The following is a 12,203-nucleotide window of genomic DNA, read 5'->3' as shown; positions in this document are numbered from 1 at the left end:
AGACCTTATGAAAAAGACACTCATGATCCTATTAAGCGCCGTATCGATGATTACCGTTTCCGCTTGCGGTCAAGCCACACCACAACCAGCACCCGCTGCTGCCCCTACAGCCACTGCCGATAAACCAGCAGCCAAAGCACCAAGAATTGCTTCCGTTTCGATCCATTTAACGAATGATTTGCTGGCGCTCGGTATCACTCCGGTCGGCTCTGTAATCGGTGGCGATCTAAAAGCATTCCTGCCTCACGTAGCGGACCGTTTGAAAGACACGAAACCGCTCGGTGTGGTCACCGAACCGGATATGGAAGCTATTTTGTCATTAAAGCCTGACGTTATTTACCTGGATAAGCAATATGCCGGCAAAGATATTTCCAAGTACGAAAAAATCGCCCCAAGCGTAGTATTCGATCTGGATGAAGGCACATGGCGGGATCACTTGAAAAAAATCGGAAAGCTTGTCGATCGCGATAAGGAAGCCGAGACTTTTATTAAGGATTATGAAACCCAGAAGGAACGTGTAAAAGGACTTATCAATGACAAGCTCGGCAAGGATGCCACCGTAATGGCCGTTCGTGTAACAGCCAAGGAGCTGCGTGTATTTGGAACGAGGCGCCCCATGGGTCCTCTCTTGTATGAAGACCTTGGCCTCAAGCCAGCCAAAGGTGTTGAGAAGGTAAGCAAGGATAAATCATTTGACGTGATCTCTCAAGAGGTTCTGCCGGATTATGATGCCGATGCGATCTTCGTTATTGTGAACAGAGAAGATGGAGCGGAAAAATTATATAAGCAAATTGAAAGCAATCCGATTTGGCAAGGTCTTAAAGCTGTGAAATCCAAACATGTCTATCTGATCCCTGATCAACCGTGGTTGGACTACTCCGCGCTCGGCACCAAAATGGCACTTGATGATGCCGAGAAAAAATTCGCCAAATAATTGGAGCATATGAAAGAGCTGTGTGGTCGAACCGACTGCACAGCTTTTTTGTGTCGATTTACCAAATAAGGGAACCGTTCAGGTGAGACTTCTTCTTAAGTCATACAGGCTTGCCGTATGCTCTCGAATATCGGCGAATTTTTCCGAATATGGATTTATCCTTTAATCGTTTGAAAATATATGGATCAGGAGATGTATTCACCTCAAGCACCCAGGGATGCAGCTTATTATCCAACGCCACATCCAAGCCGATTTCCTTCAGACCACGAAACGTCGTATGAAGCTGACGAGCTGTCGATAAACCTAGCTTCCGTAACCGCTGAATATATTTTTTCTTGGCAGTACCCGATACATAGGCGGACAGCAGTGTCTCTATCGGTTTTAACGTACCTCCATTATGGACATTCGTGACAATTTTTTTAGGATGCGCAACACGCCCTATGACACCCGTTGATTCCCATTTTTTATTCGGAGTTTGTTGGACCATAACACGAATATCGAAGCGCCGTTTATGGTATTTGGTTAAGTGGATTCCCTTCTGTACGAGATAGAGCCTGTTTCTTGTGCGTTTTCGGATCGAATTATAAAGATTATCAAAGTCGGTAAATGATTTTTTCACCACTCCATTCTGGTACTTATAGCTTTTTCCGTCTGCTAGTGAGCTCTTTTCCACTCGCATAACACCGTTGCCATAAGTGCCGCTATCCGGCTTGATATAGACCATCCCATATTGATTTAGCAGCTCATGCAGAGTGGTGCGCGTCATTTTTCTCGTCTCGGGGACATGAGCACGCAGTTTGGCATTCCGCAGCATTACGCTTGTTTTTCTCCATTTACTTACAATATGTCTCTTACGGTTTACTTTACGCATCGGCTCCACCTTTCTTCTCGCTTCCTCAGTAGTCACAGACTTTAGACAAATAGCTGCCACTTTCAACCTATTGTATGCACGAGCGTAGCCACTTGAAAGGGCGCTTCCAATTTCACTCATTCCTTGCCGCATACTTGCCGGAACACAAAAAAGCAGCCCCCGTGAGACTGCTTTTTGTTCGATTTAACCTTCATATGCGGTTGTTTGCCTGATGCCCTTAAGTCAAGTTCGATTCAGGTGCCTCCAATTCCTTTTGCTTTCGCAGCAGGTAAGTGAAATAACGGATATAGAACGAAATCAGTACAAAGAATATGCCTACTGTCAGCGGATCCTTCGTATAGCTTTCCAACGATGGCGCTGCTGAGCTCATATCCGAGCCATTCTGCAAGTAATACACTGACAGCAGTTTATATACTATCCGCCCCAGCAGCAGCACAATGATCGTTACCTCCACCCATAAATGGGTTCGATAGTACCAAACATCGTCTCTCTTCTCAAAACGAATATGTTTGATAGCATAGTAACTGAGAATCAGACCAGCAGCCAAACCTATCGCGTCGGCAATAAAATGGATAGGATGCAGCAGCCCTGTGTACAAGAACACGCAGCCTAACAAGCTGAATATCGTCGTACGAAATATAAGCCGTTTTCGGCTCAGCTTCTGAAACCCGATTGTCCGTTTCACCCTGCGGTAAATTCCAAAGGCAATCAATGCCATAATAAGCAGTGTGGGCCCCATATGCTCCATGTGGATCATCCCTCCCAGCCGTTTTCATTGAGAACACATCGATCAAAACCTTAACTCCTTAAGGAGCATTCTCCAAAAATTGTGCAGTCGGATTCTTATCCATTGCTGAGCGCATTGCGTACTCACTCTCGAAGAGCACGACATAATTATTTTTCTTATCCTTAACCAGCTGAGAATTAATCCGGAACTTGGCAGGGTCGACATCGGTATCCACAAGCCAGCGTGCGAACTGAAAATTCATCCGCTGCAGCTGCACTTCAACTCCATACTCCGCTTTCATCCGATATTCCAGCACTTCAAACTGCAGCTGGCCAACCACACCAAGAATCATATCGTCGAAGCCAATCGTACGGAACACTTGAATGGTGCCTTCCTCTGTCAGCTGATCGATACCTTTTTGAAATTGCTTATGCTTAAGTGCATTTTTGACCGTCACCTTGGAAAACAATTCAGGTGAAAAGGTCGGAAGTTCATCGAATTCATAGTTACCGCCTTGACACAACGTATCGCCAATTCGGAAAATTCCGGGGTCGAACAGTCCGATAATATCGCCCGGATAAGCTTCCTCGACAATATCGCGATCCTGTGCGAGGAACTGCTGCGGCTGAGCCAGCTTGATATCTTTACCGGGACGAACGTGTTTAACCGACATCCCACGCTCAAACTTACCTGAACAAATACGCAGAAAAGCAATACGGTCCCGATGCGCCGGGTTCATATTCGCCTGAATTTTAAACACATAACCGGAAAATTGCTCACTAAGCGGATCAATATCTCCTTGAGTGCTTCTACGACTTGAAGGAATAGGCGCCAGCTCCAAAAAATTCTCCAGAAAGGTTTGTACTCCGAAATTGTTAATCGCACTGCCGAAGAACACAGGTGTCAGTTCGCCGCTCTGCACTTTGTCATAATCGAACGGATCGCCAGCTACATCCAGCAGCTCCAAGTCCTGTACCAGCTGATCGTAGAAAAACTCCCCTGCAATTTCTTTGACCAGCGGGTCCTCATAGCCGCTTACCTTGCGCACTTCAATCATTTTATGATCGTCACCCTGAAACAGTTCAACCTGTGTCTGTTGACGGTCATAGACGCCACGGAACTGTTTGCCCGAGCCAATTGGCCAATTCATTGGGTACGATCTGATACCGAGCACTTGCTCAAGCTCTTCCAGCAGCTCAAAAGGATTTTGCCCTTCACGGTCCATTTTATTAATGAACGTAAAGATCGGAATTCCACGTTTACGACATACCTGGAACAGCTTTTTCGTTTGCAGCTCGACCCCTTTGGCGGAGTCAATCAGCATCACGGCACTGTCAGCCGCGGTTAACGTCCGGTACGTATCCTCAGAGAAATCCTGGTGACCCGGTGTATCCAGAATATTGACGCGATGCCCATCATAATCGAACTGCATCACGCTGGAAGTAACGGAAATCCCTCTTTGCTTCTCAATCTCCATCCAGTCAGAGGTGGCGTGCTTGCTTGCCTTGCGGCCCTTGACCGTACCAGCCAGTCGAATCGCTCCCCCAAACAGCAGCAGCTTCTCTGTTAATGTGGTTTTACCCGCATCGGGGTGAGAAATAATCGCGAACGTACGGCGTTTTTCAACTTCTTCTTGCATCTTCTGTGGCATGTTCATACTCATTGGTTGTATTGTTCCTTCCTTCATCTCACTAAATAATTACACTAAGTCAACTTCAAATTCCAATCGGCTTCTTTGAGCCAGGTACGATTACTGAACTCGCGTCCCCGTACTGTCACCCGGTCCTTGTACACCTGCACATAAAGCCCTTGGGACTTGTTCTTGCCTTCATTCTGAAAATTACGGTTCAATACACGGCCCACCGAGGAGTTGTGAAAAAAGTGGAAGGTTTCCTTCACATAATGCTCAGTCCCATTCTGGAAATCCTGATGACGATGGCCGCAGAACACAAATACATTCGGGTACGGCTTTAGAATTTCGCGGAACAGCTTGGCTCGGATCAGTGTATGGCTGCCACCATCAGAGCCGATTGGAGGCAATGGCTGATGGACCATTACGAATACCGGTTTGCCATCCTTGTGCTTGGCTAGCTCCGTTTTGAACCAGTCCAACTGGTCATCGGAATACCAGGCGCCTTCACCCACCTCAGGCTTCTCTTGAACATAAGCTTCCTGTGATAGCATAAGGATAGGTAAACCGTTGATCTCTACGGCATAGTAAGGCTTCTGCAAGCCAAAAAATTTCTGGAACCGCTCACGAGCCTGCCAATCGGTCTTGCCATTAGGCATCGTATCTTTATTGAATGCACCCTTCTTGTCAATCCAAATATCGTAATAGTCGTGATTCCCCATATTGGCGTACAGCGGCGGCAGCTTGTAGGCAGATAATACCTTTTGAAGCTCGTTGTATCCATCAGGGTCTCCAAAATCCGTTAAATCACCCGTCAACAGCACAGTCTCCACAGGTGATTCGAATTTCTTGATATCATCCAAGGCTTCCTTCAAATGCTTGATCGTATCCGGATCGTAGACCGATACGTGAAGATCGCTTAATATCATGAACGACAGCATGGGCTCTTTATCTGGGACCGGTGCTGGTTTCGCCTCAGGTGCGGCGGGCTCTGGTACAGCCACAGGCTGCTCAGCAGCATGTTTAGCGACGCTCTGTGAATTAACGGAGCGTTGGAGCAAATAAATAAGACCGGTTGTCGCCGCTCCTATCATGACAAAAAGCCCGAGCATCCAACGTATAAAAGCCCGACGCGACATATTCAATAACCCCCTGACGACCTCCAAAATGATGTCTTTATATTATATCTTGTTAGACGGGTATCTGTACACTTTTTGACGGCCAGTAAGCAAAAAAAGGCCCGTACCCGATAAAGTACGGACCTGCCTGCAAACAGCGGAATGATTTAACCTGTGCTGGGCTTATTTTCTTTGAGCAGTTTCCCAAGCAACTTCGCCTTCGTCTTGTCCATTGACAGGCCACCACTTAAAGCCATCCTCAGAGAGCAGCTGCTGGGCTTGATCCGGTCCCCACGTTCCAGCAGGATATAGCATCAAATTGTCTGTACGCTCAGCCCATGCGGAAGCGATCTTATCTACATACTTCCAGGCTAATGCGACTTCGTCCCAACGAGTGAAATAGGTGGAATCGCCGCGAGCAGCATCGTACAGCAAACGTTCATAAGCTTCCGGTGTATTCAAACCTACCTGGCAGCTTTGGCAGAAGTCCATCGAGATCGGCAGGATGGATCCCTCCGAGCCCGGTTGTTTAGCATTCATTTTGAAATAAATGCCTTCCATCGGATTGACCCGGAATACGAGCAGATTAGGTTCTAGCTTATGTTTTTTGGATAAATACACATTGTTAGGAACATTCTTGAATTCAACAACGACTTCAGTCGTTTTTACCGGCAGCCTTTTGCCTGTACGAATATAGAACGGTACGCCAGCCCAGCGGAAATTGTCAACAAAAACTCGGGCTGCAAAGAAGGTTTCCGTCGTCGATTCCGGATTCACCGAATCCTCCTGACGGTAGCCGGATACTTGAGCTCCCTTCATCGTTCCTGCCGAATACTGACCGCGGACCGTATTGGAACGTACCTCTGATGCGGTTTGGAAGCCACGAAGCGAACGGAATACCTTCACTTTCTCATCACGGATATCCTCCGGAGACAATCGGCTTGGCGGTTCCATCGCGATCATAGCCAGCGTTTGAAGCATATGGTTCTGGCCCATGTCACGCAATGCGCCTGAGTGATCATAGTAACCGCCGCGGCTTTCAACACCAACCGTCTCGCTTAACGTAATTTGAATGTTAGCAATATATTTATTGTTCCACAGCGGCTCAAAGAATGCGTTAGCAAACCGCACCACATTAATATTTTGTACCATTTCCTTACCGAGGTAGTGATCAATCCGATAGACGTCCTTTTCTTCAAACACATCGCGAATCTGAGCATTCAGTTTTTCTGCGGATGGCAAGTCATAACCGAATGGCTTCTCGATAACGAGACGCGCCCAACCGGATGTTTCCAGTAAACCGCCTTCCTTCAAATTGTACGACACGTTGCCAAACAGCTCAGGGGAAAGCGCCAGGAAGAACAGCCTGTTGCCGCCTACTTCAAACTTGGTATCCAGACGGTTGGTCATAATGCTCAGCTCTTTAAAGCTTTCCACATTATTCGTATCCAACGACATATACTCAAAATGCTCGGCAAAGGATTCCCATTGCTCGTCCTTCGTCACATTGTAGCGAGCAAATTCCTTAATGGACGCATGTACATCTTCACGAAACTGCTCATTCGTCCGCGGTCTGCGCGCCAAACCGATCACAGCAAAGCGGTCGCCAAGCTTACGTTCACGGTAAAGACTGTATATTGCAGGATATAGCTTGCGGCGTGCTAAATCTCCAGTTGCTCCAAAAAGCAAAATTACCGTATCGGTCATTTTATCATCATTCTCTCTTATGTATTTTTCGTTACTATTATTTCAATTCAACTCACATGATCTCAGCTTCCTAAGCATAACCAAATATAACGCAGGATTCAACATCCCAGCTATAACAAATTTTTATAAGCTTCTACATAAAATTTGTATATAGACATCATAGCTGGCGCAAAAAGGCTCCGCCACATGGTGCGAAGCCTTGGATTTGAATAATCCCACCTTTAAAATGAATGTGCTCACCATTTATCTTGTTGTCCAATGGTCATTTTCATTCATGATTGCGGGAAAACCTTTTACAGCTATTTAACCCATAGACCATTGTCTCTCTTGGGTTTGAATTACATTCAAAAACTTTCTAAGCATGTAACAACGAATGCCTGCATCGTAATGAATCGACTCATAACCTTTGGCCGTATAAAAGCGCTGCGCCTGTATATTCGTATCATCAACCCATAGGAATATTTCCTTATGACCCTTCAACTGCCCATATCGCTCCGCATGCTTTAGCAAGGTAGACCCAATTCCAAGCCCTTGGTTCGTTCTATCAACTGCCAGCATGTCGACATACATCACATTCTTGTCCTGTCTGATAGCTATAAAACCACACACCTTACGCCCGCCACGGATAAAAACGAAGGTCATGCAGCCGCGTAATCGCTTCCTGAGCGTCTTAAGATCCAATTTTACATGAGGTTGGGTTATTCTGGCATAGGGCAGTAGCAAGCTCTTAACCAGCCCCAGGATCGCTTTGTCATGAAGCGGAAGATGTTTGCAGATCAATGACCATCGCCTCCAAAGATACTTATACTTTATCTTATGAAGAGCGCTTACTGTCTGCTATTATTTTAAATACTTTTTGCCGACAAAGCCCAAAAACAATACGCTGATAACAACTACAATGATAATAACGGCAATCTGAATCCAGTCCATAGCCTATGCCCCTTAATCAAATTTACAAAAATCTGTTTCAAATTCTGTATCTGGAGTTTATTAAATGATAATTAGATTAAAACGAACCTTGTGAAGTCAATTTTACATCATAAATGATCTTTCATCCAACTGTCAATAATAATTTACGAATAACTTTCATTAATGTATAATTATACATATAACATCCGTGATCGTGAGGTGTATGGGCTATGATTTCCAAAATATCCGAGGTCAATCGTGTGTATCGAACAAATGAGATATGGCGTGAGGAAGAACATGCATGGCAGGAGGGCGGCTGGCAGTATCGACCTTTGGTCTCATCCAAAGCAAGTGCAGAGGTTGTGTTTCAACGGTATGCCTTTGGACAGCATGCCCGTGCAACTGCGATGGCGGTAGCTGGCTTGCTGACTACAGCAGAGCAGTTGAAGCAAGCTGGGGAAGCGATGCTGGGTTCAGATTCGTCTTTGGATCGTCGAGCGGTTGAAATTAGCAACCCTTCGGTTTTGAAAGCACAAGTTAAAAAAAGTGCCCAAATCGGTTCCTATGTCATTCAATCCAAGCAAATTGCAAAATCACAGCTAAATGACGGAGCCATCTTACAGAGCACGACACCAACCCTCATGACAGCAGGCTCCAATCAGATGAAGCTGATCACAGAAAATCAAACAGCCTCTTTTTCCATATATATTTTAGCGACAGACACGAATCAGCAAGCACTCCAAAAAATCCGCAGTGCGATCAACAGCACCAAATCAGATCTCCATGCTTCCATAGCCTGGGACGATCTTAAGAATACCGTACAATTGAGACTCAACAGTCTTCACACAGGATCAGAATACGCCTTTTCGATAGTCGATATATATGGTAATGCCGTGGCAATCAGCGGAATAACTAATGTTACACAACAAGCTGCAGATGCCATCTACCATATCAATGGTAGTGCTGAGGTTGTCTCTGCCTCCAATCAAATTGATCTGGATCAGGGCAATGTCTTAATCACGTTACAAGCTGCTTCGAAAGAACCTGTACAAGTCGATATTCGACCGGATAGGATCGGGATTAGTCAACAGGTTCAGGCTCTTGTTAATCGTTATAACTCTCTTCATTTAATGCTCACCCAATCAGGTGGATTGCTTACAAGCGAAGCTTCTGAATCCGTGATGAGCAAGCTTACATCGTTGCCTCTTGAGATGATCGGGATCCAGTTGAATGCAGATGGTTCACTTAAAGTGGACTTGTCCATATTGGAGCAGCAGGCCCAGTCACGCTTTGATCTGCTGGAATTCAGTTTACGAGGTTTCGGCGGTCTCGCTGCCGCATTAAATGTTGCCGCGAAGACACTTCTTGACCCGCCTTCATTTGAATTGCTGGATCAAGGACAGGCATTATTTCAATCTTTCAACAACTATCAAGTAAGTCAGCGGGATGGAGCTCCTGTTAATACTTATCTTCCCCTGCCTCTGTCCGGCATCTTAATGAATAACTATATTTAGTCTTCACCTATCTAGAAGTTCGGTGAATAAGTCTTGCTACGTAAGCTAAACCTTATACTAAAAAGCCTCGTCTCCGCGCTGTAAGTGGAGACAAGGCTTTTTGTATGTTTACGTGTTACGAAGGGCATTGACTAGCGCCTTTTTCCTGCATTCCAACGAATAATTCAACGCCGCATGTCTGACCTCGGCCATACGGGCGGCTTCATCCATATAAAACCATTCTTCATGTGTATACAATTTCAGTAAAATTTGCTTGGCCGCATGGACAGCCAGCTTCTCATCCCTCAGCATAAACGATGTAATTTGATAACAGCTGCATTCATAGGCACGCAGCATCGTTACCTTTTCATGGGCTGTCAATGGAATTACCTTCTCGATTGAAGAGGCTTTTGTACTAACGGCCATTGGCTCTGCCTCCATCATTTAAAATAAAGGACCAACCGTTCTTAGGTGATTCAAGATATATTCTGTCAATTACCTTGCGGATTAAGGTCAGCTGCTCCGGAATGGCTTGGAGCGTCGGAATCCGAAACGCGTAATCCTTACCTGGAAACTCATTATCCAGCGTCACGTAACCATCAATAGTTGATGAGCCTCCGCGGTAATTCACTGGGTATTCATTACCAGCTGCATCCTTTAACACCCACTCGTCGCTAGCAAAGTGGTTCCTGAACTTCCCTTGAACCCTCAGTACAGCTTCTTTCCTATGCTCCCTTGGATCTGGAGCATCGTCCATTTCAAAGCCAGTCAAGCGCAGCTCATCCCCTTCATGACGGAATATTGCAGGATGTGATGACAAATCACTTGGCCTAAAGGTAAACCTACCCTCCGTTAGTTCAGGAACAATGTACCCGTCAAATACAAATCGTACAAAGCTATCTGCAAGCAAATATTTGAATGAATAAGACCAATGCAGAATATCGGCTGAAGGATCTTTTACTCTGGATGAGGTCAACAGGCTGTCGATATGCGGAAATTTCATGCTCATTACACTGTGAATCTCTTGACCGCTCTCATCTTCAAAATGGAACATCAGATATTCACGTTCCCGCAGCTTTGCAGAAGATCGTTCTGCGGCAGCTGCCGAAAGCTCAGTATCCAGATCAAGCCTTACTCCACTTGGGGTTCGAACCAACCGTTTCATTCGGATGGTCATTCCGTTGTCCGTTGTATACGATTGATTTAAAGGTTGTACCGTAGTTAAAGCCTTCGCCTTCTTTAAGTTTACATAAAACGCAAAATTCCATTTTCCCTGAATGTAAGGTATACGCAGGATCTCATTACCCAGCCTTGAAATGGTAGCTTGGATCATCAATTCATCTGCCTGGATTTCCTGTGGAAAATGGGCTACAAGTACATACATTTGTGAAGTCATGCCGATATCATGCAGCTCGCCGAGCTTATTCCCATTACGATCTGTAATCTGGATTTCATTAGGGCCACTTAGCTCCAGCATATTGTGATTGGGCAGTCCATCGGGTCCTGTCAGCTTTAACGCCATAACGACTCTTGTAGAATCCGCTACTACCTCGTTGATCTCCATCGTATAACCCTGATCCTTGACCTTGATATTGGGATCGTTTACTAAACCAAGCTCCTGCGACTTTAGCAGCCCGTAATCCACAACACCCGGCATAAACAAGGAACGGACATATTCCGCCAAGGTTGGAGACGCTATGACTGCCAAAGTACTCGATATTAGAAGGATCAATGCAGCGGTCGTAAACATCCACTTCCGTTTGCGAATCAAAAACCAGCTGTTCCACATAGGAAGCGGCTCTTGTTCGTACTTCGGTTCCAAACTGCTTGGTACGGATATCATGGACTGCACAGACTGCACAGAATGAGCTTCCTGCGGGTTTAGAGTGAACTCCTGCTGAATTTCTGATTCAGCCTCCGAAAGAACAAACGCAGAACTCGGCACGTTCTCTATGTATGCTGCTGTTAGCTCCACATCATCTAGTTGAGCCATTAAATCAGCTGTAAATGAACTCGGCAGGGCATCCTCTCGGGGATACAGCTGTTCAGCCCATTGCGACTGCTCCCTCTGACATTCCTCAAACCGAATACGGCAGGTCGTCGTGCAGCTTCTAATATGCTGCTGAATTTCCTCAAAGGGAACTCCCTGACCGTTGAGGTTACTTTCTTTTAAACAAGCTTTATGTGTGCTCTTATGTACATTCCAGCTAGCCAGATATAAATCCGCTTCCTCAGCGCTCCAACATTTCATGTACGCTCACCTCCTTGTCCTTCAACAACTGCTTCAACTTTTTCTTGGCACGATGCAAGTCATTCTGTACCTTGCTTACGGGTACGTCCAAAATGATCCCAATTTCCTCATAGCTCAGATCATTCGTATATCGAAGCAGCAGCACTAGTCGGTGATGTTGGGATAGTCCCAGTAGAATATCATGGATTTCCAATTTTTTCTCCAGTTGCAAATACACAGTTTCGGGGCATTTCATAGGTTCAACCACGCTCAGGTTGTGTTCATACGACGGATCAGCCTGCTTACGCCTCCATGAATCCCGCAGTAAGTTAGTTGCAATCGTATACAGCCAGGAAGAGAAGCTGCGACCAGTCTGGTGGGAGGATAAACTTCGATACGCTTTGATAAATGCCTCCTGAGTCAAATCCTGAGCATCCTGCTTTTGCGCGCCCATGCCTCTAAGTAAACCATACACCCGGTTTTTATAGCGGTTAACCAGAGTCGCAAAAGCTTCCTTTCGACCTTGAAGCACTTCTTTGATCAGCGCTTCGTCGTTCAACTGATCATCCATAATCAACCTCCAC

11 protein-coding genes are annotated in these 12,203 nt (G+C 45.8%); 2 read left to right on the top strand and 9 right to left on the bottom strand.

Going from position 1 to position 12,203, the window contains the following annotated elements; all coding sequences use genetic code 11:
• Positions 1-7 precede the first annotated feature (7 nt).
• Positions 8-934 (top strand): iron-hydroxamate ABC transporter substrate-binding protein, encoded by a 927-nt coding sequence (locus BM210_RS27460; protein ID WP_091175482.1) that lies wholly within the window; start codon positions 8-10, stop codon positions 932-934.
• A 100-nt stretch (positions 935-1,034) separates the two neighbouring features.
• Here the strand turns inward: BM210_RS27460 and BM210_RS27455 are convergent, their stop codons facing one another.
• From BM210_RS27455 to BM210_RS27430, 6 genes are all read right to left on the bottom strand, one after another.
• Complete coding sequence (locus tag BM210_RS27455) at positions 1,035-1,925, bottom strand: YheC/YheD family protein (protein ID WP_371263558.1); 891 nt, start codon at positions 1,923-1,925, stop codon at positions 1,035-1,037.
• 97 nt (positions 1,926-2,022) lie between these two features.
• The gene (locus BM210_RS27450; RefSeq protein ID WP_177238031.1) at positions 2,023-2,553 is read right to left on the bottom strand and encodes a CcdC protein domain-containing protein; all 531 of its coding nucleotides are present in this window, start codon (positions 2,551-2,553) and stop codon (positions 2,023-2,025) included.
• Between the two features lie 58 nt (positions 2,554-2,611).
• Positions 2,612-4,189, bottom strand: coding sequence for a peptide chain release factor 3 (locus tag BM210_RS27445; protein ID WP_371263560.1), 1,578 nt, complete (start codon positions 4,187-4,189; stop codon positions 2,612-2,614).
• Between the two features lie 47 nt (positions 4,190-4,236).
• Positions 4,237-5,301, bottom strand: a complete 1,065-nt coding sequence (locus BM210_RS27440; RefSeq protein ID WP_091175475.1) for a metallophosphoesterase family protein — start codon at positions 5,299-5,301, stop codon at positions 4,237-4,239.
• Between the two features lie 162 nt (positions 5,302-5,463).
• The gene (gene zwf, locus BM210_RS27435; protein WP_091175473.1) at positions 5,464-6,987 is read right to left on the bottom strand and encodes a glucose-6-phosphate dehydrogenase; all 1,524 of its coding nucleotides are present in this window, start codon (positions 6,985-6,987) and stop codon (positions 5,464-5,466) included.
• A gap of 303 nt (positions 6,988-7,290) precedes the next feature.
• Complete coding sequence (locus tag BM210_RS27430; RefSeq protein ID WP_091175471.1) at positions 7,291-7,767, bottom strand: GNAT family N-acetyltransferase; 477 nt, start codon at positions 7,765-7,767, stop codon at positions 7,291-7,293.
• 359 nt (positions 7,768-8,126) lie between these two features.
• On the opposite strand from BM210_RS27430, the gene fliD reads away from it, so the two are divergent.
• Positions 8,127-9,410: a flagellar filament capping protein FliD gene (gene fliD, locus BM210_RS27425; protein WP_091175470.1), complete on the top strand. Its 1,284-nt coding sequence runs from the start codon at positions 8,127-8,129 to the stop codon at positions 9,408-9,410.
• 108 nt (positions 9,411-9,518) lie between these two features.
• On the opposite strand, the gene BM210_RS27420 is transcribed toward fliD, so the two are convergent.
• The 3 genes from BM210_RS27420 to BM210_RS27410 are packed head-to-tail and all read right to left on the bottom strand — an operon-like array spanning position 9,519 to position 12,190.
• Complete coding sequence (locus tag BM210_RS27420; RefSeq protein WP_091175468.1) at positions 9,519-9,815, bottom strand: hypothetical protein; 297 nt, start codon at positions 9,813-9,815, stop codon at positions 9,519-9,521.
• Entirely contained in the window at positions 9,805-11,640 is a 1,836-nt protein-coding gene (locus BM210_RS27415) for a DUF4179 domain-containing protein (RefSeq protein ID WP_091175467.1), read from the bottom strand. The genes BM210_RS27420 and BM210_RS27415 overlap by 11 nt, the downstream gene beginning before the upstream one ends.
• Positions 11,621-12,190 (bottom strand): RNA polymerase sigma factor, encoded by a 570-nt coding sequence (locus BM210_RS27410; RefSeq protein WP_091175465.1) that lies wholly within the window; start codon positions 12,188-12,190, stop codon positions 11,621-11,623. The genes BM210_RS27415 and BM210_RS27410 overlap by 20 nt, the downstream gene beginning before the upstream one ends.
• Between the last annotated feature and the right edge of the window lie 13 nt (positions 12,191-12,203).

This window comes from Paenibacillus sp. 1_12 (assembly GCF_900114475.1).
Taxonomy (GTDB): domain Bacteria; phylum Bacillota; class Bacilli; order Paenibacillales; family NBRC-103111; genus Paenibacillus_S.
Note: the sequence above shows the minus strand (reverse complement) of the source record. Positions and strands in the feature narration are given on the sequence as shown.